23 protein-coding genes and 2 pseudogenes are annotated in these 22565 nt (G+C 68.3%); 20 read left to right on the top strand and 5 right to left on the bottom strand.

The window, feature by feature from the left end:
• Positions 1–130: 130 nt before the first annotated feature.
• The 7 genes and pseudogenes from ACZZ93_RS11640 (at position 131) to ACZZ93_RS11610 (ending at position 8000) form a co-directional block, all read left to right on the top strand.
• Positions 131–1123: a LacI family DNA-binding transcriptional regulator gene (locus ACZZ93_RS11640; RefSeq protein WP_053098166.1), complete on the top strand. Its 993-nt coding sequence runs from the start codon at positions 131–133 to the stop codon at positions 1121–1123.
• 35 nt (positions 1124–1158) lie between these two features.
• Positions 1159–2427: an extracellular solute-binding protein gene (locus ACZZ93_RS11635; RefSeq protein WP_072592117.1), complete on the top strand. Its 1269-nt coding sequence runs from the start codon at positions 1159–1161 to the stop codon at positions 2425–2427.
• Positions 2428–2437: 10 nt separating this feature from the next.
• Entirely contained in the window at positions 2438–3403 is a 966-nt protein-coding gene (locus ACZZ93_RS11630) for a carbohydrate ABC transporter permease (RefSeq protein ID WP_082586444.1), read from the top strand.
• A gap of 2 nt (positions 3404–3405) precedes the next feature.
• Positions 3406–4245: a carbohydrate ABC transporter permease gene (locus tag ACZZ93_RS11625; RefSeq protein WP_053098169.1), complete on the top strand. Its 840-nt coding sequence runs from the start codon at positions 3406–3408 to the stop codon at positions 4243–4245.
• 15 nt (positions 4246–4260) lie between these two features.
• Positions 4261–5243: pseudogene (locus ACZZ93_RS11620) on the top strand (glycoside hydrolase family 130 protein).
• A gap of 4 nt (positions 5244–5247) precedes the next feature.
• Entirely contained in the window at positions 5248–7287 is a 2040-nt protein-coding gene (locus tag ACZZ93_RS11615; protein ID WP_463511147.1) for a hypothetical protein, read from the top strand.
• A 47-nt stretch (positions 7288–7334) separates the two neighbouring features.
• On the top strand, positions 7335–8000 hold the full coding sequence (locus tag ACZZ93_RS11610; RefSeq protein WP_082298058.1) for a histidine phosphatase family protein: 666 nt from the start codon (positions 7335–7337) through the stop codon (positions 7998–8000).
• A 30-nt stretch (positions 8001–8030) separates the two neighbouring features.
• Here ACZZ93_RS11610 and ACZZ93_RS11605 read toward each other — a convergent pair whose 3' ends face one another.
• The gene (locus ACZZ93_RS11605; RefSeq protein WP_056275501.1) at positions 8031–8561 is read right to left on the bottom strand and encodes a hypothetical protein; all 531 of its coding nucleotides are present in this window, start codon (positions 8559–8561) and stop codon (positions 8031–8033) included.
• A gap of 94 nt (positions 8562–8655) precedes the next feature.
• On the opposite strand from ACZZ93_RS11605, the gene ACZZ93_RS11600 reads away from it, so the two are divergent.
• The 3 genes and pseudogenes from ACZZ93_RS11600 (at position 8656) to ACZZ93_RS11590 (ending at position 11485) form a co-directional block, all read left to right on the top strand.
• Complete coding sequence (locus ACZZ93_RS11600) at positions 8656–9078, top strand: Fur family transcriptional regulator (RefSeq protein WP_053098173.1); 423 nt, start codon at positions 8656–8658, stop codon at positions 9076–9078.
• Between the two features lie 63 nt (positions 9079–9141).
• A complete protein-coding gene (locus ACZZ93_RS11595; RefSeq protein ID WP_053098174.1) occupies positions 9142–10593 on the top strand; it encodes a catalase in 1452 nt (483 codons plus the stop codon).
• Positions 10594–10676: 83 nt separating this feature from the next.
• A pseudogene (locus ACZZ93_RS11590) lies at positions 10677–11485 on the top strand (alpha/beta fold hydrolase).
• Between the two features lie 191 nt (positions 11486–11676).
• On the opposite strand, the gene msrA reads toward ACZZ93_RS11590, so the two are convergent.
• Both msrA and msrB read right to left on the bottom strand, forming a co-directional pair.
• Entirely contained in the window at positions 11677–12222 is a 546-nt protein-coding gene (msrA, locus tag ACZZ93_RS11585) for a peptide-methionine (S)-S-oxide reductase MsrA (RefSeq protein WP_053098176.1), read from the bottom strand.
• Complete coding sequence (msrB, locus tag ACZZ93_RS11580; RefSeq protein ID WP_053098177.1) at positions 12219–12686, bottom strand: peptide-methionine (R)-S-oxide reductase MsrB; 468 nt, start codon at positions 12684–12686, stop codon at positions 12219–12221. Before msrB ends, msrA begins: the two co-directional genes overlap by 4 nt.
• 151 nt (positions 12687–12837) lie before the next feature.
• On the opposite strand from msrB, the gene ACZZ93_RS11575 reads away from it, so the two are divergent.
• From ACZZ93_RS11575 to ACZZ93_RS11555, 5 genes are all read left to right on the top strand, one after another.
• Positions 12838–13755 carry a DUF808 domain-containing protein gene (locus tag ACZZ93_RS11575; protein WP_463511146.1) on the top strand — a complete coding sequence of 306 codons (918 nt, stop codon included), beginning with the start codon at positions 12838–12840 and terminating at the stop codon, positions 13753–13755.
• Positions 13756–13786: 31 nt separating this feature from the next.
• The gene (locus ACZZ93_RS11570; RefSeq protein ID WP_463511145.1) at positions 13787–14149 is read left to right on the top strand and encodes a hypothetical protein; all 363 of its coding nucleotides are present in this window, start codon (positions 13787–13789) and stop codon (positions 14147–14149) included.
• Positions 14150–14367: 218 nt separating this feature from the next.
• Positions 14368–14895, top strand: a complete 528-nt coding sequence (locus tag ACZZ93_RS11565; protein ID WP_056275511.1) for a GNAT family N-acetyltransferase — start codon at positions 14368–14370, stop codon at positions 14893–14895.
• The gene (gene pnuC, locus ACZZ93_RS11560; RefSeq protein WP_187249190.1) at positions 14892–15623 is read left to right on the top strand and encodes a nicotinamide riboside transporter PnuC; all 732 of its coding nucleotides are present in this window, start codon (positions 14892–14894) and stop codon (positions 15621–15623) included. The genes ACZZ93_RS11565 and pnuC overlap by 4 nt, the downstream gene beginning before the upstream one ends.
• 81 nt (positions 15624–15704) lie before the next feature.
• Positions 15705–17090: an LLM class flavin-dependent oxidoreductase gene (locus tag ACZZ93_RS11555; RefSeq protein ID WP_053098181.1), complete on the top strand. Its 1386-nt coding sequence runs from the start codon at positions 15705–15707 to the stop codon at positions 17088–17090.
• 27 nt (positions 17091–17117) lie between these two features.
• On the opposite strand, the gene ACZZ93_RS11550 is transcribed toward ACZZ93_RS11555, so the two are convergent.
• Complete coding sequence (locus ACZZ93_RS11550) at positions 17118–17297, bottom strand: hypothetical protein (protein ID WP_053098182.1); 180 nt, start codon at positions 17295–17297, stop codon at positions 17118–17120.
• A 147-nt stretch (positions 17298–17444) separates the two neighbouring features.
• On the opposite strand from ACZZ93_RS11550, the gene ACZZ93_RS11545 reads away from it, so the two are divergent.
• Positions 17445–18485, top strand: a complete 1041-nt coding sequence (locus tag ACZZ93_RS11545) for an iron-containing redox enzyme family protein (RefSeq protein WP_463511144.1) — start codon at positions 17445–17447, stop codon at positions 18483–18485.
• On the top strand, positions 18482–18688 hold the full coding sequence (locus ACZZ93_RS11540) for a CDGSH iron-sulfur domain-containing protein (protein ID WP_053098184.1): 207 nt from the start codon (positions 18482–18484) through the stop codon (positions 18686–18688). Before ACZZ93_RS11545 ends, ACZZ93_RS11540 begins: the two co-directional genes overlap by 4 nt.
• Positions 18689–18702: 14 nt before the next feature.
• Here ACZZ93_RS11540 and ACZZ93_RS11535 read toward each other — a convergent pair whose 3' ends face one another.
• Positions 18703–19239 (bottom strand): hypothetical protein, encoded by a 537-nt coding sequence (locus tag ACZZ93_RS11535; RefSeq protein WP_053098185.1) that lies wholly within the window; start codon positions 19237–19239, stop codon positions 18703–18705.
• A 158-nt stretch (positions 19240–19397) separates the two neighbouring features.
• Here ACZZ93_RS11535 and ACZZ93_RS11530 point away from each other — a divergent pair, with 158 nt between their 5' ends.
• From ACZZ93_RS11530 to ACZZ93_RS11520, 3 genes are all read left to right on the top strand, one after another.
• Positions 19398–20075: a response regulator transcription factor gene (locus ACZZ93_RS11530; RefSeq protein WP_072592125.1), complete on the top strand. Its 678-nt coding sequence runs from the start codon at positions 19398–19400 to the stop codon at positions 20073–20075.
• Positions 20076–20091: 16 nt separating this feature from the next.
• Positions 20092–21399, top strand: coding sequence for a sensor histidine kinase (locus tag ACZZ93_RS11525; RefSeq protein WP_463511143.1), 1308 nt, complete (start codon positions 20092–20094; stop codon positions 21397–21399).
• Positions 21400–21592: 193 nt separating this feature from the next.
• Complete coding sequence (locus ACZZ93_RS11520; RefSeq protein WP_463511142.1) at positions 21593–22531, top strand: PepSY domain-containing protein; 939 nt, start codon at positions 21593–21595, stop codon at positions 22529–22531.
• Positions 22532–22565: the final 34 nt, after the last annotated feature.

Here is a 22565-nt window from a genome sequence, read left to right as displayed (position 1 = left end):
ATCCGTCCGGCCCTCTTGACGGGCGTCGTCAAACCGGTTTACACTCGCTGCACCCGCACCTGTCAAACCGGTTAAACCGACGCCTGGCGATGATGCGGACGATCAGCCCGATGTTCCACGAGGAGGTGGCATGAGCCGCACGACGATCGCCGACGTCGCCCGCGAGGCGGGAGTCACCAAGGCCACCGTCTCTCACGCGATGAGCGGCAAGCGCCCCATCTCCGACGACACCAGGGCGAAAGTGCTCGCCGCCGCGGAGAAGCTGAACTGGGTGCCGAGCCAGAGCGCCCGCGCTCTGGCCACCCAGAAGGCCAACGCCCTTGCCGTCGTGCTGGCCCGCGACCCCGAGGTCATCGCGAACGACTCGTTCTTCCCCGCGTTCATCGCCGGCGTCGAGTCCGTGCTGGCCGAGACCGAGACCGCCCTGATCCTGCAGGTGGTTCCCGATCGGGCGGCAGAGGAACGCGCCTATCGCTCGCTCAGCCACGGGCGGGCCGACGGCGCCCTGCTCCTCGATCTTCGGAACGACGACTGGCGCGTGCCGCTGCTCGAAGAACTCGGCCTGCCGGCCGTCCTGGTCGGCGCCTACGAGCAGCCGACCCGCTTCTCGTGCGTACGCACCGATGACGACGCCCCGGTGCGCGAGATCATCGCCCACCTGCGCGCCGAGGGGCATGAGCGCATCGCGCACGTGGCCGGTCCTCTCGACTACGTGCACTCGCGGGTGCGGGCGGATGCCTACATCGACGCCGTGGGCGGAGACGCACTGCTGCGCGAGGGCGACTTCACGGCATCCAGCGGTCGTGAGCGCACCACCGAGCTGCTCGCGCTTCCCGAGCGACCGACCGCGATCCTCTACTCCAACGACACGATGGCGATCGCCGGGTTGTCGTACGCCCGCTCGAGCGGACTCAGCATCCCCCGCGATCTCGCGATCGCCGGCTTCGATGACGACCACCTCTCGGCCCACCTCTCCCCTGCGCTCACGAGCGTCTCGTCGGGTCCTGCCGCACGTGGCCGCGCGGCAGCCCGCCTGCTGCAGGCCGACATCCTCGGCGCCGAACCGCGCACCGAGGTCGTCGACTGCAACGTCGTGCACTTCCGGGAGAGCACCACCCGCTAGACGATCACCCGAACCATCGCGTCAAGGAGGACAACATGAAGAAGAAGATCCGCGCAGCAGCGCTCTTGGGAGCCGTCGCACTGGTCGCCACCGGATGCTCGTCAGGAGGCGGGGGCGGCGACGCCTCGGCCGACGGCACCGGCTCCATCGACATCTGGCTGTCGAACAACGAGCAGGAGGTCGCCTGGGGCACCGCCGTCGTCGACGCCTGGAACGCCGAGCACCCCGACGAGAAGGTCAACGCCCAGGAGATCCCCGCGGGCTCGTCGTCGGAAGAGGCCATCACCGCCGCGATCACCGCCGGCACCGCACCCTGCCTCGTCTACAACGTGGCCCCGGCCGCCGTCTCGGGCTGGGTCAAGCAGGGCGGACTCGTCGACCTCAGCACCATGGAGGGCGGCAGCGACTACATCACCGAGCGCGGAGGAGAGGTCGACTCGTACGCGACCGACGGCAGCTTCTACCAGCTGCCCTGGAAGTCGAACCCCGTCATGGTCATGTACAACAAGGCGCTGTTCCAGGCCGCGGGCATCGATCCCGAGGACCCGCAGATGAACACGTACGACGCGTTCCTCGAGGGGTCCAAGGCGATCGTCGCCTCCGGTGTGCAGAGCGCCATCTGGCCGGCTCCGACGAGCGAGTTCTACCAGCCCTGGTTCGACTTCTACCCGCTCTACCTCGCCGAGACCGACGGCACCATGCTCGTCGAAGACGGCAAGGCGACGGTCGACTCGGATGCCGGACGCGAGGTCGCCGAATTCTGGAAGACGTTCTATGACGAGAAGCTCTCGCCGAACGAGGCGTCGACCGACGATGCGATGTCCGCCGGCACCACCGCCATGCAGCTCGCCGGTCCGTGGGCGATCCCCTCGTACGCCGAGACCGTCGACGTCGGGTTCATGCCGGTCCCGACCAGCGACGGCCGCGAGAACCCGACGACCTTCGCCGACTCGAAGAGCGTCTCCATGTTCACCGCGTGCGAGAACCAGGGCACCGCGTGGGAGTTCCTGAAGTTCTCGACGAGCGTCGACAGCGACGGACAGCTGCTCGAGGCCACCGGTCAGATGCCGATGCGCACCGACCTCACGGAGACCTACGCCGACTACTTCGATGCGAACCCGAACTACGTCGCGTTCGCCGAGCAGGCCGAGGCGACGGCCGACGTGCCCAGCATCCCGAACTCCGTGGAGGCCTGGCAGGCGTTCCGCGACGAGTACTCCGCCGCCGTGATCTTCGGCAAGGAGTCGATCGACGACTTCCTGAAGAACGCCACGACGAAGATCGACGACCTCGTCGCCGAGTGATGAGTCTGCGATGACGCTCCGAGACGACGCCGTCGCGGACGTGGCCGGGGGCACTTCAGCCCCGGCCCCGTCCGCGGGCCGGCCACCGAGGGCGCGGTTGCGCACCCGACTGCTGGGTGCGCAGCCGATCGGCGGCCTGTTCGCGCTGCCGTACCTGGTCTTCGTGCTGGCGATCTTCGCGTTCCCGCTGGGATTCGCGGTCTACATCGCCTTCCACGACTACTTCTTCACCGCGCCCAACGTCGAGGTCGAGCGACCGTTCGTGGGCTTCGACAACTTCGTGACCGTGCTCACCGACCCGAGAGTGCTCGGTTCGTTCCGCAACACCCTGATCTTCCTCGTCATCAACGTGCCGCTCACCGCCGTGCTCTCGCTCGTGCTGGCCGCGGCGCTGAACACCGGCATCCGCTGGGTCGCCGCCTACCGCGTGGCGTTCTACGTGCCGTATCTGACGGCCAGTGTCTCGCTCGTCGGCGTGTGGATGCTGCTCTTCTCGGGCAACGGTCTGATCAACACGATCCTCGGCCCGCTCGCCCCCGATCCGTCGTGGCTCGTGAACAGCGGGCTGGCGATGCCGATGATCGCGCTCTACGTCACATGGAAGCAGCTGGGCTTCTACATCCTGCTGTATCTCGCGGCGCTGCAGAACGTGCCGAAGGAGCTCTACGAATCGGCCGAAACCGACGGCGCGGGAGCATTCTCCCGATTCTGGAACGTCACGGTTCCCGGCGTCCGTAGCGCCACCACGCTCGTGCTGATCCTGTCGATCATCACCGGAGCCAACCTCTTCACCGAGCCCTACCTGTTGACCAACGGCGGTGGCCCCGACGGCGCCTCGTCGACCCCCGTGCTGCTGATCTACCAGCTGGGCATCCAGCAGCAGAACCCCGACACCGCGGCAGCGATCGGCATGATCCTCGTGATCCTGGTCGGGATGCTGTCACTCGCCGCCAACCGCGCGACCAGGGAGCGATGACCATGAGACGCACGCGTTCACTGCCCCGCATCCTGAGCCTCATCCTGCTCACGGTCGCGGCCATCGGCTTCGCCTTCCCGTTCTACTTCATGCTGGTCGGGGCCTTCCAGGAGAATCCGACGAACTCGCCCAGCGAGCTCTTCCCGACGAGCGGGTGGACGGTCGACAACTTCCTCGCGATCGACTCCCGCATCGACCTCGCGGGCTCCCTGCTCAACTCGCTGATCTTCACGGCGGGTGTGCTGCTGGGCACCGTGGTGTTCGGGCTGCTCGCCGGATATGCGATCGCGAGGCTCGACTTCCGCGGCCGTGGCGTCATCTGGGTGCTCATGCTGCTCGTGCAGATGGTGCCGTTCCAGCTGCTGATGATCCCGCTCTACGTGCAGATCACCCGCAACTACGGGCTCGGCGATTCATACATGGGCATGATCCTGCCGTTCCTCATCAACACGACCGCGGTGTTCATCTTCGTGCAGTTCTTCAAGGCGCTGCCCGTCGAGATCTTCGAGGCGGCGCGCATCGACGGAGCCGGCGAGATCCGGCTGCTGACGTCCGTCGCGATCCCGCTGATCAAGCCGGTACTCGTCACGGTGGTGCTCGTCACGTTCATCGGCCCCTGGAACGAGTTCCTCTGGCCGTTCCTCATCACGAAGGACGCGTCGCTGCAGCCGCTCGCCGTATCGCTCGCCAACTACATCTCCAACGTCGCGCAGTCGACGGCGAATCCGAACGGGGCCATCCTCGCCGGCGCCACGGCGCTCGCGTTCCCCGTCGTCATCCTGTTCATCGTCTTCCAGCGGTTCTTCCGAGCCACCGACCTCGGCGCCGCCGTCAAAGGCTAGCCAGAAAGGCACCCCATGTTCACCGGAGCAACCTTCCCCCTGGGCCCCTTCGTCCCCTACGAGGCCAATCCCATCCTTCGACCGAAAGGCGACAGCTGGGAGTCGGCCAATCTCTACAACCCGGCCGCGATCGTCGACGGCGACGAGGTCGTGCTGCTCTATCGGGCGCACGCCGACGACATCGTCTCGCACATCGGCATCGCGCGATCGAGCGACGGCGTGAACTTCACCCGCGAGGACGCGCCGATCCTCTCCCCTCAGAGGACTACGAGCGCTTCGGATGCGAGGACCCGCGCATCGCGCTGATCGACGGCACCTACTATCTGACCTACACGGGATGGGACCGACGCAGCGCCCAGCTCTGCCTCGCCACCTCGACCGACCTGCGCACCTGGACCAAGCACGGCCCGCTGTTCGACGACTTCGACACGTTCAAGACCATGGATCCGCGTGGGTTCAACTGGTCGAAGGCCGGCGTGATCGTGCCGCAGAAGATGCACGGCAAATGGTGGATGTACTTCGGCGAGGGGGCGATCTACTGGGCGACCAGCGACGACCTCATCCACTGGACGCCGGGCACGGCCGACACCGATCCGATGTACTCGCCGACCCCGGGCACCTGGGACGAAGCGCTCGTCGAGATCGGCACCTCGCCCGTGCTCGCCGACAACGGACTGCTGGTGTTCCTCACGAACGGCGCGACGAGGGTCGTGCATGACGACGGATCGGTCGACGTCGACTACCGGTGCGGGCAGATCGCGATCGACCCCGACGAGCCGACGAAGGTGATCGCCCGCCTGCAGGAGCCATGGCTGAGGCCGCAGACATTCGAGGACATGAACGGCCTGGTGTCGAACGTCACGTTCGTCGAAGGACTCGTGAAGTTCCGAGGCAAGTGGTTCGCCTACTACGGGCAGTCCGACACGACGCTGGCCGTCGCCATCCACGATCCCGCGCAGCCGTGGGGCCGGGCACTGAGAGACGCGAACGAGGAATGAGAGCATGTCCATCTCCCGACGCACGTTCCTGACCGCCGCAGCCGCGACCTCTGCACTCGCGCTGCTTCCGCTCGACCCTGCCGGAGCGCACGCCTCGGCGCCCGCCCCACTGCCGCTCGGATCTCGACCGATCGGCGCGGGTGGAGGCGCGCGGCTCACGAACCTCGCACACCTGCGCTTCCTGCTCGCCGAGGTTCCCGTGGTGGCGAGTACCACGCACACCACGTTCGGCATCGACGCCTCACCCCGCGTGCTCGCACCGTGGACCTATGCCGACACCGACGGTGCGGGCGGCTTCCGTCCGGTGGGTGGCGGCACTCGCGACGCCGTGACCGGGTACTGGACGCAGGGCGCCTACAACGCGGATGACATCGCACGAGCCGCGATCGTGTTCCTGCGCGCGTGGAAGGCGACCGGCGACGCGCAGGCCCGCGACGAGGCACGCGATGTGCTGAGGTCGCTGGCGTTCCTGCAGACGACGAGTGGGCCGAATGCCGGCCGGGTGGTGCTGTGGCAGCAGGAGGACGGCACCCTGAACCCCAGTGCGATCCCCGTCGAACTGCCCGACCCGTCGGACTCCGCCGAGTCCTACTGGCTCGCTCGTTCGGTCTGGGCATTCGGCGAGGGCTATGCGGCGTTCCGGCGGGAGGATTCCGAGTTCGCGGCGTTCCTGCTCGCACGGCTGCATCTCGCTCTCGACGCGCTCGGTCGCGAGTCTCTGTCGCGTGCCGGTCACTGGGTGCGCAGCGACGGACGGGATCTGCCCGCCTGGCTGATCGCCGGCGGCGCGGATGCGACGGCCGAGGCCATGCTCGGGCTCGCTGCGGCGACCGAGGCCGGAGATGCGCGCAGCCGTCAGGCTCTGCAGACCTACGGAGAAGGGGTGGCCGCGATGGCCACCGACCCGGCGAAGGGATGGCCGTTCGGCGCCGTTCTGCCGTGGACCGGGTCTCTCGGTTTCTGGCATGCCTGGGGCGCTGCCGCACCGGAGGCGCTGGCTCGCGCGGGTGCGCTGCTGCGCCGCCGAGAGTGGACCGCCGCGGCCGTGGCGGACGCGGGGACGTTCACCCCGCAGGTGCTCGCCTCGGGCGGACCGCACAACGCCTGGGCGCCACTGCCCGCGGAGGCGCAGATCGCGTACGGCGCACACGGCCGCGTCGCGGGCGCAGTGCAGGCGGCGTCGGTCGGCGGAGAAGGTCTGCGCGTGCTCGCCGGGCTGACTGCCAGCTGGTTCTTCGGGGCGAACACCGCAGGCGTCCCGGTGTACGACCCGGCCACCGGCGTGACGTTCGACGGCGTGGAGACCGACGGGCGCGTGAATCGCAACTCGGGGGCTGAGTCCACGATCCACGGGCTGCTCACGATGCTGCTGCTCGACGCGAACCACGACATCGCACGCATCGCGACATCGATCACCGGCCTGTCCTCGTTCTCGGGACTTCGGGTGATCGATGCCGAGGGCGCTCGGCTCTCGGCGGGCTGCGAGGTCGTGCGGCCAGAGGGCGGCGCGTGGATCGGCGAGGGCAACCTCTCGGGAGCCGCATATGTGCGGGTTCCCGCGGGCGAGTCGGTCGAGTTCGATGTGACGGAGGCCGGCGGCATCCTGCACGGTCTCGTCTGGAGACAGAAGGCGGATGCCGGAGAGGCGGTGTGGGAGGTGTTCCGCGGTGGCAGGCGGCTCTGGAGCACGCGAACCCCTGCCGGAGGAACGGGCGATCGCGGCCTCACGGAGGCCGACGGGATGCTCGTTCCCCAGCTGCTCGGTGGCGATCTTCCCGCCGATGCGGTGACCGTCCGGTGCACGAGCACCGGCGATCTGCGGCTCGACGCTCTCGTCATCCAGCCGGCGGTGTCCACGGCCGTGTATGCCATGGCATCCGGTTCCGCGGTGCTGTACGCGAACGGCGCTCGGCGCGATCAGCGAGTCTCGCCCCTCGCTGCGGGATCGGGCCGAGCCTACGAGGCCGACGGGTCGCAGCGTGGCCAGGCTGTGCAGGGCGGCAGGGTTCGCGTGCGCGGCGGAGGTTTCACCATCACGCGGTGAGGGTGCGGGGCTGTGCCGTCGGCACGTGTGCGGACTACGGTTGCGGTGTGCCTGCGCTTCCCGAGTACGACCCGCTGCCCGATCGCCCCGCCCCCGACAATCCCTCGGGAAAGCTCGTCCTCCTGCGCCACGGCGAGACGGAGTGGTCGAGGGCCGGCCGCCACACCGGCCTCACCGACATCCCGCTCACGGCGCGGGGTGAAGACCTCGCTCGCGCTGCCGGGAGGCTGGTCGCCGACTACGACTTCTCGCTCGTCCTGTCGTCACCCCTCGAGCGCTCTCGGCGCACGGCCGAGCTCGCGGGGCTTCACGCCGAGGTCGATCCGCTGCTCGTCGAGTGGGACTACGGCGGATACGAGGGTCGCACGACGAAGGACATCCGCGAGGAGCTCGGCTACGACTGGAGCGCCTTCACCCACGGTGTGATCCGGGGCGCGACGCCGGGCGAGACCGTGGAGGAGGTCGCCGCCCGCGCGTCCCGCGTGCTCACACGGGTGCTGCCGGCGCTGACCGAGGGCGATGTGGCACTCGTCGCGCACGGCCACTTCCTCCGCATCCTCACCGCCGTCTACCTGCGCCTCGCTCCGCGCTTCGGCGCGCAGATCACGCTGGATGCCGGATCGGTGTCGGTGCTGAGCTTCTATCGCGAGCAGCCGGCGATCCTGACGTGGAACTACGGCCTCGAGTTGCCCCTCGCACCGTCGGAGTCCTGACCCCCGCAGCGGAACGAGAGCACTGGAAACTCACGGCACGGTGACGAGCGAGATCGCATTGATCGTGGGAGCGCCGTCGAGAGCGAGCTCGAACCTCACCCCGGTCCGGGCATTCGTGACGTCGAACGCGATCGTCTCGTTCGTGCACGCGATCGGCTCCGACGGCGATCCCTCATCGAGTTCACTGACGGTGAGCACGATCGTCCCCTCGCCTCGGCATGCTATTTGCGCCTGATAGGTCCCCGGTTCGAGCGATGTGAAGCTGGTGACGTCGTTGGCCGAGCTGTTCTCGCTCATCCATCCGGAGAAGCCGAAGACGTATCCGGGCGAGTCCGACCCCGGTACCGCCGTCTGCGCCCACTCGGCGATCTCGTCCACGGGCAGCGGAAGCTGCGCCTCGTCGGAGTCGGCATCCGGAGTCGCCGTCGACGCGGAGCCGCTCGGAGATGGCGAGGGAGACGTCGATCCGGTCGCCGACCCCGACGGCTCTCCCGTGCATCCGGCGAGCGCGATGCCCGCCATCAGGACCAGTCCGATCGTCGCCGCTCGTTTCCTGAACATGCCTCCACGCTACGGATGAGCCAGGATGATGCAACCGCCGCGCCCGACACGCCATTCTTTTGAGTTACTCAAAATAAACGGTAGAGTCGGGGCCATGGAGACAGAACTCGACTCGGCACTTCGCGGTGCCGGGCTGCGTGCGACCGCGGGCCGCGTCGCCGTGCTCGAGGCACTGGAATCCATGGCCCACACGGATGCGGAGCGGATCTTCCGCACCGTGTCCGACGTGCTTCCGACGACGTCGATCCAGTCGGTGCACAACATCCTCGCGGACCTGACGACGGCGGGCCTCATCCGCCGGATCGAACCGGCAGGGTCCGCGGCGCTCTACGAGCGGCGCATCGACGACAACCATCACCACATCGTGTGCACCCAGTGCGGTGCGATCGGCGATGTGGACTGCGTCGTCGGCGAAGCGCCGTGCCTCACCCCGTCTTCGGCGGGGGGATTCACCGTCCAGACAGCCGAAGTGACCTTCTGGGGCCTGTGCCCCAGTTGCCAGAACGCCGCGCAGTAGCATCCGACGCCGATCCCGGGCACCCGGGATGATCGTCGTGTCTGCGTGCAGAAGGAGAAGAACATGACCGATCCATCGACCACCACCCAGACGGGCACACCCGTCGCGAGCGACGCGCACTCGCTCACCGTCGGAGCTGACGGCCCCACCGTTCTGCACGATCGCTACCTCGTCGAGAAGCTCGCGTCGTTCAACCGCGAGCGCGTGCCGGAGCGCAACCCCCATGCCAAGGGCGGCGGAGCCTTCGGAACGTTCACCGTCACCGAGGACGTGTCGGCCTACACCCGTGCCGCGGCCTTCCAGCCGGGCGCTCAGAGCGAGACGCTGCTGCGTTTCTCGTCGGTCGCCGGCGAGCAGGGTTCGCCCGACACCTGGCGCGACGTGCGCGGTTTCGCGCTGCGTTTCTACACGCCCGAGGGCAACCTCGACATCGTGGGCAACAACACCCCGACCTTCTTCCTGCGCGACGCCATGAAGTTCCCCGACTTCATCCACTCGCAGAAGCGTCTCGGCGACTCGGGTCTGCGCGACGCCGACATGCAGTGGGACTTCTGGACCCTCTCCCCCGAGTCCGCCCACCAGGTCACCTACCTCATGGGCGACCGCGGCCTGCCGCGCAGCTGGCGCCACATGAACGGCTACGGATCGCACACCTACCAGTGGGTCAACGCCGCCGGCGAGCGCTTCTGGGTGCAGTACCACTTCCTGTCGAAGCAGGGCGTCGAGGCGATGAGCGCCGAAGAGGCCGAGAAGCTCGCCGGATCGGATGCCGACTACTACCGTCGCGACCTGTTCGACGCGATCGCTCGCGGCGACGCCCCCTCGTGGGACGTCTACGTGCAGGTCATGCCCTACGAAGAGGGCAAGACCTACCGCTTCAACCCGTTCGACCTGACGAAGACCTGGTCGAAGAAGGACTACCCGCGCATCAAGGTCGGCACGTTCACGCTCGACCGCAACCCGCAGAACTTCTTCGCCGAGATCGAGCAGGCCGCCTTCTCGCCCGGCAACCAGGTTCCCGGCACGGGCATCTCGCCCGACAAGATGCTCATGGCTCGCGTGTTCGCATACTCGGATGCTCAGCGCTACCGCATCGGTGCGAACTACAACCAGCTGCCGGTCAACCAGCCGCACGCGGCCGAGGTGCGCAACTACATGCACGAAGGCCAGATGCAGTACAAGTTCAACCCGGCCGAGCACCGCGTCTACACGCCGAACTCCTACGGCCCCGCCGGCGGACCCACGGCTGACCCCGCTGCCGGTGTCGAGGCGAGCTGGGAGTCGGACGGCGAGCTGATCCGCGCCGCCGCGACCCTGCACCTCGACGACGACGACTTCGGTCAGGCGGGCACGCTCTACCGCACGGTCTTCGACGACGAGCAGCGCGCGCGCTTCCTCGACACGCTGACCGGCCAGGGACAGGGCATCACGATCGACGCGATCCGCGAGCGGTTCTTCCAGTACTGGACGAACGTCGACGCCTCGCTGGGCGACGCTCTGCGCGCTCGCTTCTGAGCCGCCTCCACTGAGGACCGAGACCCACCGTCCCTTCGGGGCCGGTGGGTCTCGGCGTCTCCGGGCATCGCAGGGGGAGCACAATGGATGCCGTGGCTGTTCCTCTCTCCGACCTGACCCAGATGCCCGAACCCCAGCAGGTGCACGCCGCCGATGGCACTCGCCTCGCGACATACACCTGGGGTGATGTGGATGCTCCCGTGGCGGTGATCGTGCACGGGTTCGCGTCGAGCGCCCGCGACACCTGGGTGCTCACGGGGTGGGTGCGCGAGCTCACGAAGGCGGGGTATCGGGTGCTCGCGCTCGATCAGCGGGGCCATGGGCTCAGCGAGAAGCCGCACCAGGCCGACGCCTACGGCATCCGCACTCTCGCGACCGACGTCGAGACGGTCATGGACATGTATCTCGTCGACGAGGCCGTCTACGTCGGATACTCGCTCGGGGCCCGGGTCGGCTGGGAGGTCGTGCGCGATCTGCCCCACCGGATCGGCCGCGCCGTGCTCGGAGGGGTGCCGGACGGCATCCTCTCGCGCGGCTCGATCTCGACCAGGTGCGCGCGTATCTCGCCGACGGGACGCCCGTCGCGGATCCGACGACGCAGAACTACATCGCGCTGACCGAGCGCGTGCCCGGCAACGACCTCGGCGCACTCGTGGCGCTGGCCGAGGGGATGCGGTCGTCTCGGACGATCGATCCCGACCCGTCGAACGCGCCGGCGAGCCCGATCCTGTTCGCGACGGGGTCGAAGGATGCCATCATCGAGGGCTCTCGCGCCCTGGCGTCAGCTGCCCCGCAGGGACAGTTCTTCGAGATCCCCGATCGCAACCACTTCAACGCACCGGGATCGCGCGCTTTCAAGGAAGCCGCGCTCGCTTTCCTGTCGGAGAGCTGACCGCGGGGCGCCACGCCTGCCCACTCGTAGCGGAGGACATCTCAGGCAACGAAGGATGCTTCTCAGCATCCGCTCCTTCGATCCGCGAGATCTCCTTCATTGCCGGAGCGGCAGCCGTCTGCCCGAGCACTGACCGCGGGCACGAGAAGAGCCCTCCGTCTCGGGGAGACGAAGGGCTCTCGGGGTGACGGTCAGACCGTCGCGTTCTCTTCGCGCTTCGGCAGCACCCATCCCGCACGCGGGAAGTGGCAGGTGTAGCCGTTGGGGTACTTGATCAGGTAGTCCTGGTGCTCCTCTTCGGCCTGCCAGAACGGGCCGACGGGCTCGATCGTGGTCACGGCCTTGCCCGGCCACAGACCCGAGGCGTCGACGTCGGCGATGGTGTCGCGCGCGACGGCCTCCTGCTCGGGGCTGAGCGGGAAGATCGCCGAGCGGTAGCTCGAGCCGATGTCGTTGCCCTGGCGATCCTTGGTCGACGGGTCGTGGATCTGGAAGAAGAAGGCGAGGATGTCGCGGTACGTCGTCTTCGTGGGATCGAAGACGATCTCCACAGCCTCGGCATGACCCGGGTGGTTGCGGTAGGTCGCGTGGTCGTTGCTGCCGCCGGTGTAGCCGACACGGGTGTCGAGCACGCCGGGCTGGCGGCGGATGAGGTCTTCCATGCCCCAGAAGCAGCCGCCGGCGAGCACGGCGGTCTCGGTCCCGGGGGTGCGGGTGATTGTTCCGGTGTCGGTCATGAGTTCTCCTCGGAGTTCGGGGTGGGGAAGAGGTGACGGTAGCGACCGTACCCCTCATCTTCCAGGCTGTCAGCCGGGATGAAGCGCAGGGCGGCGGAGTTCATGCAGTACCGGAGTCCTCCTGCGTCTCGGGGTCCATCGTCGAAGACGTGCCCGAGGTGGCTGTCCGCGCCGCTGGAACGCGCCTCGGTGCGCTTCATCCACAGCGTGCGGTCGGTGCGCGTGGTCACGGCGTCGGCCTCGATGGGCTTGGTGAAGCTCGGCCATCCGGTGCCGCTGTCGAACTTGTCGGTCGACGCGAAGAGCGGCTGACCCGAGACGACGTCGACGTAGATGCCGTCGTCGTGGGTGTTCCAGTACGCGTTGCGGAAGGGCGGCTCGGTCGCATCCTCCTGCGTGACCTCGTACTGCAGGTGCGTGAGGTCGCTGACGGCCTCGGGGGTCTTGCTGTACTCGTTCGACATGGTCTGTCTCCTTGTCCGACGCGGCTGGCTGCAGCGTCATAAAAGAGAACCAGGAGGATGCCGGTTTTGGTCCCGCGGGACTGTGAGCGCGCTGTGAGTTTGTGCGCACTCGATAGAGTTGCTCCGCTATATAGACACCAGGGAGACACACATGTCGGTTGGACTGCTCGCCGTCGTCGATGACATTCTCAGCGCGGCGATGAAGGCTTCGGCCAAGGCCGCCGGCGTCGTGATCGATGACGCCGCCGTGACCCCGCAGTACGTGCAGGGCATCACGCCCGCGCGCGAGCTGCCGGTCGTGGCGAAGATCGCCCTCGGATCTCTCGCGAACAAGTTCGTCATCATCATCCCCATCGCGCTGCTGCTCACCGCCTTCGCGCCGTGGGTGCTGCCGTATCTCCTGATCCTCGGTGGCGCCTACCTCTGCTTCGAGGGGGCCGAGAAGGTGCTCGAATGGTTCGGCGTGCAGCACGGCCATGCCGATGAGGGCGCCCGCAACGAGAACAAGCTCGTGTGGGGCGCGGTGCGCACCGACCTGATCCTGTCGACGGAGATCATGCTGATCTCGCTCGCCAACCTCGAGGCCGGCCTCGACATCTGGACGACCCTCGCGATCCTCGCCGTGATCGCGCTGCTCATGACCGGCGTCGTCTACGGTGCAGTCGCCCTGCTCGTGAAGATCGACGACATCGGTCTGAAGATGGCGAAGAACCCGTCCCAGCGAGTTCGCCACACGGGCACGCGCATCGTGCGCTCGATGCCGGCGGTCTTCCGCTTCATCAGCATCCTCGGCACCGTCGCGATGCTGTGGGTCGGTGGACACCTGCTGCTCGTGAACCTCGGCGAGGTCGGCGTGCACTTCGGCGCCGACATCCTGCACGGCATCGAGCACTTCCTCGAGCCGGCCGGCGGTGTCATCGTCTGGATCGGCGACACGCTGTTCTCGGCCATCGCGGGCCTGATCGCGGGTCTGATCATCGTGGGGATCATCCTCGGGATCGGTCGCCTGATCGGCAAGAAGCCGAGCTTCCACGAGGGTGAGGAATCGCCCGCCGACGTGCACGTCTGACACTGACGCCGCTGTTCGAATCTCGGTCGGTATGCCGACATGCGATCCGGGGCGCGACTCACTCGCCGCGCACGTGATCCTCAGTGCGCAGCCATTCGTCGAACGTGATCTCACCCTGCAGAACATCGGCGTCGCCGCGCAGCGACCCCGACGCCAGCCCTTTCCCGTACGCGCCGGCGCCGACAATGTCGCGCGCTTCCTGCTCGGAATCGCAGCCAAGAACCCGCACTTCACCGTCGAGGAGAGGCAGTTCGGCGAGGGTCTCGGCCTCGTGTTCCGCGACGGAGGGAGGGTGCACTCGGTCATGAACCTGCACGTCGAAGACGGCGTGATCGATCAGCTGTGGATCGTCCTCAATCCCGCCAAGCTCACGCACTGGCGACTTCACACCTGAACCGACGTGGCGAGCCCTCCGAGACTCCGTGGACCCGGACCGTCTGCAGGGCCGCCGCATGGATGCAGGAGGATCCGAGGGATCTCGCCCTGCAGACGTGCCCCGGTCCTGCACGCGGCACAGGAGGGAAGCCGCGGCGAGCCCTCGGAGACCGACCCCGCCCCCGCATCCTGCTACCGTCGTCCCGTGCGCACCCGAGCGCAGATGCAGGAGACCCGATGAGCGACCACCAGATCCGGGATGCCGAGACCGCCGACGTCGAGGCGATCACCGCCATCTACAACGACGCGGTGCTGACCACGACCGCCATCTGGAACGAAGAGGCCGTCACGGTCGATGACCGCACCGCCTGGCTCGCCGAGCGCACCGAGCGCGGCTACCCCGTGATCGTCGCAGTCGACGACACCGGCGTCCTCGGCTATGCGACGTTCGGCGACTGGCGCCCGCACAGCGGCTACCGCCATACGGTCGAGCACTCCGTCTATGTGCGCGAGGGGCAGCGCGGGCGCGGCATCGGCAAGGCGCTCATGATCGAGCTCATCGACCGCGCGCGACGCCTCGGCAAGCACGTCATGGTCGCGGCGATCGAGAGCAGCAACACAGGGTCGATCATCATGCACAAGCGCCTCGACTTCATGCAGGTCGGACGGATGCCGCAGGTCGGCGCCAAGTTCGATCGCTGGCTCGATCTCACCTTCCTGCAGCTGGTGCTCGATGAGCGCCCGTTCCCGGACGAGCGCCCGTGAACCCGCTGCTCTGGCTCGCTGACGCCTTCAACTCGCAGTGGGTGCTCCCCGGCGGTCAGGTGCTGCTGATCCGCGAAGTGGTCGGCAACGCGTTCGGCCTGGCGAGCGCCCTCGGCGGCATGCAGCGCAAGATCTGGGCGTGGCCGGTCGGCATCGTCGGCAATCTGCTGCTGCTCACGGTCTTCCTCGGGTCGATCCTGAATCCCGACCACGAGCTGCCGCATCTGCTCGGCCAGGCCGGGCGTCAGATCATGTTCATCATCGTCGCGATCTACGGCTGGGTGCGCTGGCGCCAGGCCGCCTCGAACGGTGGGCGCGTGACCCCGCGATGGGCGCCCAACAGCGCCCGCATCGGCCTGGTGCTCGTGATGGTGATCGGCACGATCGCCCTCACTCCCCTGTTCCGCGCGCTCGGCTCCTGGGAGCCCGTGTGGGCGGATGCCTGGACCTTCGTCGGCTCGCTGCTCGCCACCTACGGTATGGCCAAGGGCTGGACCGAGTTCTGGCTCATCTGGATAGCCGTCGACATCGTGGGCGTGCCGCTGCTGTTCAGCTCCGGCTTCTACGCCACGGGCCTGATGTACGTGTTCTACGGCGTCTTCACCGCGGTCGGATTCGTCGTGTGGTGCCGCGCGCAGGCGAATGCCAAACCGCAGGTCGACACGATCATGCCGGATCCCCGACCCATCACCTCCACCATGAAGACCGTCGACCGCGACCGCGACTGACCCGCCCCGACCACTCGGCGAATGTGTCGGCGCATGTCACCGGGGTGGCCGGGAGGTCGATCGACGGGTTTGCTGGTCCCCATGACCCGTCAGATCCGTTTCAACGCCTTCGACATGAACTGCGTCGCCCACCAGTCGTCCGGCCTGTGGCGGCATCCTGACGATCGATCGCGCCAGTACAACACCATCTCGTACTGGACCGACCTCGCGAAGCTGCTCGAGAGCGCGACCTTCGACGGCATCTTCATCGCCGACGTCCTCGGCACCTACGACGTCTACGGCGGGACGAACGAGGCGGCGATCCGCAACGGCGCCCAGGTTCCGGTCAACGATCCGATCCTGCTCGTCAGCGCGATGGCCGCCGTCACCGAGCACCTCGGATTCGGCATCACCGCCGGCACCGCCTTCGAGCACCCGTACCCGTTCGCGCGCCGTCTGAGCACCCTCGACCACCTGACCAACGGACGCGTCGGCTGGAACGTCGTCACCGGCTACCTGCCCAGCGCCGCGCGCAACATGGGCCAGGAGGACCAGCTCGCGCACGACGACCGCTACGACCATGCCGATGAATACGTCGAGGTGCTCTACAAGCTCTGGGAGGGGTCGTGGGAAGACGACGCGGTCGTCGAGGACCGTGAGCGCGGCATCTTCACCGACCCGTCGAAGGTGCACCCCATCGGCCACGAGGGCAAGCACTTCAGCGTTCCCGGCATCCATATCTCCGAGCCGTCACCGCAGCGCACGCCGGTCATCTACCAGGCCGGAGCGAGCCCCCGCGGCGTGCGCTTCGCGTCGGAGAACGCCGAGGCGATCTTCGTCGCCGCCCCGTCGAAGGAGGTGCTCGCCGGCACCGTGAAGCGCATCCGCGACGCACTCGAAGAGGCGGGCCGCGACCGATACGACGCGAAGATCTACACGCTGCTCACGGTCATCACCGGGGCGACGAGCGAGGATGCCGCGGCGAAGCACGCCGAGTACCTCTCGTATGCGAGCCCCGAGGGCGCGCTGACGTTCATGTCGGGCTGGATGGGCGTCGACCTCTCGCAGTACGCGGAGGACGAGCCCGTCGGCAACGTCGAGTCGAACGCCATCCAGTCTGTGCTGCAGCACCTCAAGGAGGAGGCCGACCTCGGACGCGAGTGGACCGTCGGCGACTTCGGACGCCACAACGCGATCGGCGGCCTCGGCCCGACCATCGTCGGCTCGGGCGTCGAGATCGCCGACGAGCTGCAGTCGTGGGTGGAGGAGACCGACATCGATGGCTTCAACCTCGCCTACGCGGTCACTCCCGGCACCTGGCAGGACGTCATCGAGCACGTCATCCCGGTGCTGCGCGAACGCGGCGTCTACCCCGAGGAGTACACGCCGGGCACCCTCCGCAACAAGCTGCAGGGCAAGGGCGACCGCGTGCAGGACACGCACCGCGCCGCGAGGTATCGGATCGGGGCGAACGTCCCGGTCGCCTGACCCTCAGCGACCTTCGGTCGGGCGCGGTCAGTCGGCCTTCGAGGTGAAGAGCCCGCGCAGCACGAGGAACACCACGACCGCGACGACGAGCACGATCGCCAGCTTGGCGATGAACCACAGGATCGAGAACAGCGCGCTGACGATCCACCAGGCGATCACCACGGCGAGGACGACGCCGACGATGGTCCAGAGCGAGTTCTTGTTCATGGTTCCAGCCTAGGCGGCGCGGCGACGTCACAGATCCGGATGCTGCGGCATCCGCCCTTCCGCATCCGATGCGTCGCCGTCAATCCCCTTCCCGTGCGCTGATCACCGGGGTGAGACTGCAAGCATCCGACTCTTGGGAGCATCTCCATGTCTGCGCCAGCACTCACTTCGTCCGCCGTTCACGGCATCACCGCGAGAGGTCCCCTCAGCGACGCCGTCATCCGCCGACTGACCGGCGAAGACGCCGACGATCTCGGTGCCAGGGCCGAGGCTGCGCTCGCTTCGACCAATGACGTCGTGCGCGACGACGACATCCAGCTCGCGCTCTTCGTGCTCTACGCCTCGTCGTACGGGTCGCTTCCCGAGCTCGACCCCGCCCTCGAGTGGGATCCGGCGTTGATCGCGACACGGGGAATCCTCGAGCACGCGTTCGAGCGGGCACTGCGGGCGACTGTCCCGATGCCCGAACTCCCCGAGCCGACCGTCGATGCCGTCGGGCGGGCCCTCTTCGCCCTCGCCGAGGCCGACACGGGTCCCAGCCTGTCGCGCTACGTCGCGAAGAAGGCGACGGAAGAGCAGATGCACGAGTTCTTCATGCAGCGCTCGATCTACACGCTGCGCGAGGCCGACCCGCACTCGTGGGCGATCCCGCGCCTGCACGGGCGTGCGAAGGCGGCGCTCGTCGAGATCCAGTCCGACGAGTACGGCGGCGGGCGGCCCGACCGCGTGCACGCGACGATCTTCGCTCGCGCGATGCGCGGCGCCGGACTCGACGACACCTACGGCGGATACGTCGACGACGTGCCGGCCATCACGCTCGCCTCGCTGAACTCGATGTCGATGTTCGGCGTCAACCGGCGCCTCCTCGGCGCCATCGTCGGACACCTCGCCGCGTTCGAGATGACCTCGTCGATCCCCAACCGCCTGTACGCCGACGGCCTGCGGCGCCTCGGGTTCGGTGAGGATGTGACCGACTACTTCGATGAGCACGTCGAAGCGGATGCCGTGCATGAGCAGATCGCGGCGCGTGACCTCGCCGGCGGGTTGGCGGAGGATCACCCCGAGCTGCTGCCCGACATCATGTTCGGCGCGGCCGCCTGCCTGACCGTGGACGGCTGGGCAGCGGGTCACATGCTCGACTCGTGGACGCGTGGAGAATCCTCGCTGCGGCCGAGGGACGCACGATGAGCGCGCGCGAGGATGCCGTCACCATCACCGCCTACCCCGACGGACCGCTGCTCGTGCGGGGCGCGGCGGTGCTGGAGTCATCCGACGGCGAGCCGATCGAGGTCACGCGCCGCACGGTGGCGCTGTGCCGCTGCGGCCTCTCGACGATCAAGCCGTTCTGCGACGGCACCCACAAGGCCGCAGGGTTCCGCACCGACGCCTGATCTCAACCCGTCGGTCAGTGCCCGACTGCCGGCAGGCAGCCGCCGTCCATGATGACGCCGCCGATCTCGACCGTGAGCACGTCGGCCGAGACCTCGCCGAAGATGCATCCGCCTTCGGGAGCAGCTGCACCGAAGGCCACGGCCCGCTCGTCGCCCAGCGTCTGGACGTAGGCGATGCCGGCGTCGGCGAAGACCTCCTCCACAGCGGCGACCGACAGGCCGCCGGAAGTGCGGAGCGACTCGAGGCCGGCGCGGATGTCGTTCGCCGGTTTCTCGGCGGCGGCTCGGCTCTCCTCCGAGAGGTCGACGCGATCGCGGTAGCGCTCGTTCTGCGCCATCGCGTCGTCGGGGTCGTAGGGCGCGCAGTCCGGAGGCAGATCGACGCCTTCGATCTGCGGGCACGCTGCCGTGGGAGTGGGACTCGGAGATGCAGACGGCGATGCGCCCGGCGGGCCGGCGGTGGCCGTCGCGCACCCTGCGAGCATCATGGTCGTCGCAACGACGAGAAGCAGCCGTGCACCTCTCGACCTGTCCCCCCGGAGTCCGGTCATTCCCTCATGCAACCACACGGGAGCTCAATGGCCAATGGTCATTCCGTGTGCGCCTCCGCTCACCGCGACAACGCCCCGGGGTGCAGGCCGGATGCGGCGATGAGGCGCGACGACCCCGCTTCAGCCCGGATTCAGCGTGCGCCCGCCACACTGGAGGAATGCGGATCCTGGTGGTTGACGACGAGGTGCGGTTGGCCGACGCCGTACGCCGGGGACTCGAGGCCGAGGGCTTCGCGGTCGACGTGGCGAACAACGGCGTCGACGGGCTCTGGCGTGCGCGCGAGACCCGATACGACGCGATCGTGCTCGACCTCATGATGCCCGGCATGAGCGGCTGGAAGGTGTGCGAGGCCCTGCGCGCCGAGGAGAACTGGACGCCCGTGCTGATGCTCACCGCCAAGGACGGCGAGTGGGATCAGGTGGAGGCCCTCGAGACGGGCGCCGACGACTATGTGACGAAGCCGTTCTCCTTCGCGATCCTCGTCGCCCGCATCCGCGCCCTCGTGCGCCGCGGAGCCGTGGCCCGCCCGGCCGTCCTCGAAGCCGGAGACCTGAAGCTCGACCCCTCGTCGCACCATGTCTGGCGGGGCGAGACCCCGGTCACGCTGACCGCCCGCGAATTCGCCGTGCTCGAGCACCTGATGCGTCATCGAGGTCAGGTGCTCTCGAAGCGCGAGCTGATCGACGGTGTATGGGACGACGACTTCGACGGCGACCCCAACATCGTCGAGGTCTACGTCGGACACCTGCGCCGCAAGCTCGACAAGCCCTTCGGACGCGAGGCGATAGAGACGATCCGCGGTGCCGGCTACCGATTGGCGGCCGACGGTGGCTAGGCGCTCATTCCGATCGGTGCGCGCCCGGACGACCCTCGGCGCGACGCTCGTCGTGGCCGTCGCCCTGCTCATCGGGGCGTTCTCGTTCTACGGCATCCTGAGCTCCAGCATCCACGCGAGCGCGGAGCGTGCCGCCGAGCAGCGCCTCGACGAACTCGCCGATCGCTTCGACGGCCCCGGCGGCGGACCGGGCGGCGAACGCGGCATCGACACCCTCGACGACGAGATCGTGCAGATCATCGGCGGCGACGGATCGGTGCGCGCCGCCAGTGAGGATGCGCGCGACGAACTGGGGTCGACCGCTCTGCCGGTCTCCGACGGCGCGCAGACCCTGACGATCGGCGGCGAGCCCATGCTCGTGGTCTCCGACGGCATCGAGGACGACGACACCCTCGTGCTGGCGGTGTCGATCGAAGACGGGGTCGAGACGCTGTCGACGGTCGCGCTGCTGCTCGCGGTGGCCGTGCCGCTGCTGCTGCTGCTCGTCGCCGTGACCACGTGGCTGGTCGTCGGACGGGCCCTCCGACCGGTCACGCGCATCCGCGAAGAGGTCGACGGGATCACCGCCGAGCACCTGCATCGGCGCGTCGAGGTGCCGCCGTCATCGGACGAGATCGCGGCGCTCGCGACCACCATGAACCGGATGCTGGATCGCCTCGACGCCTCGGCGACGGCGCAGCGCCGTTTCGTCTCCGATGCGTCGCACGAGCTGCGCTCCCCGCTCGCGACGATCCGACAGCACGCCGAGCTCGCGCAGGCCCACCCGGCCACCACGAGCATCGGCGAGCTCGCGGAGGTCGTGTCCGATGAAGGACTCCGGCTCCAGGGCATCGTCGAATCGCTGCTGCTGCTCGCCCGGCTCGACGAAGGCGGCGGCACGCACGACGAGGCGATCGATCTCGACGACCTCGCGCTCGCTGAGGTGAGACGGTTGAGGTCTCGCGGCGTCGAGGTCGACGGCTCCGGCATCCGTGCGGCGCGTGTCACCGGAGACCCCCGCCTGCTCGGTCAGCTGCTGCGCAACCTCGCCGACAACGCCGTCCGGCACAGCGCGGCTCGCGTGGCCATCAGCGTGATCCCGCAGGATTTGTGGGTGTTCGTGACCGTCGAGGACGACGGCTCCGGCGTGCCGTCCGACGAGCGCGAGCGCATCTTCGAACGGTTCGTGCGGCTCGACGAGGCGCGCAGCCGGGATGCCGGAGGCAGCGGTCTCGGCCTCGCGATCGTGCAGGGCATCGCCGTGGCCGGCGGCGGCACCGTCTCGGTCGACGCCTCCCGTTGGGGCGGCGCGCGCTTCGTCGTGGCCCTGCCCCTCTCGGACTGACACTCTCTCGGCGTCCGGGCCGTCCGCAGGACCTGGCACCTCAGCGTCCGGGCCGTCTGCACGACCTGGCACCTCGCCATCCGGGCCGTCTGCAGGACCTGGCACCTCAGTATCCGGGCCGTCTGCAGGACCCGAGCACGGATGCGGGAACAGGATCCATGTCTCGTCCTGCATCCGTGCCCGGATCCTGCAGGTGGTACGTGTCACTGCGGCCGAGACGCCCCTGCTTCCTGAAGACGCCTTCAGGACGCTTCAGGGTGGCTTCAGCACTGCCGCGAGAGCATCGAGACATGAACGACAAGAACCCGACCCCCGACCAGACGCCCGAGAACCTCCCGACGAACGCGACTCCCCCAGCACCGCCCGCACCCCCGCGCCCACCGCGACGCCGTCCCACGATGGTGAGACCGTTCCCGTCGCGCCGCTCGCGGCTGAGAACGCCGCCCCGGCATCCGCGTCCGCAGCTCCCGCGAAGCGCGGTCGCAAGCGCGCTCTGCTGATCGGCGGCGGAGTCGCCGCTGCCCTGATCCTCGCCGGTGGAGGCGTGGCCGTCGGAGCAGCCATCGGAGACGACATCGGCGACGACGACGACCGCCCCTCGGTCTCGGACGGACCCCGCGACGACGACGGAGACCGCGGTGGACAGCCCGGCGACGACCGTGACGACAGCGACAGCGACGATCAGGGCGCTCCGCAGGGCGGCGGCCCCGTGACAGGGATCGGCACGGACTCGGCCGACGAGCTCGTGGACATCGCGGATGCCGCCCGCGGAGCCGCCGAGGGCGACGTCACCTCGATCGACGCGAAGCGCGACGGCACCTGGGAGGTCCAGCTGACCGCCGCGAACGGCAGCGAGACCGAGGTGCGAGTGGATGCCGACCTCGCCGCCACCGTGATCTCGACCGAGCAGGAGGACGACGACACGGCTCCCACCCACACCCTCGACGAGGCCGCGATCCGTGCCCTCGTGGATGCCGCATTGGCCGAGGCCGACGGGATGATCACCGACCTCGACGCCGACAACGACGAGGTCAGCCCCTACGACGCGTCGGTGCTCACCAGCGACCGCCGCTCGATCGACATCGACTTCAGCGCCGACTACGCGGTCGTCGGCACCGACATCGACGACTGATCACCCTCGTCGTTCTTCGAGCCGCCGGCCCTCT

This window comes from Microbacterium sp. AC026 (assembly GCF_979258475.1).
The sequence above is the reverse complement of the archived record's forward strand: the minus strand, read 5'-3'. Positions and strand labels throughout refer to the sequence as shown.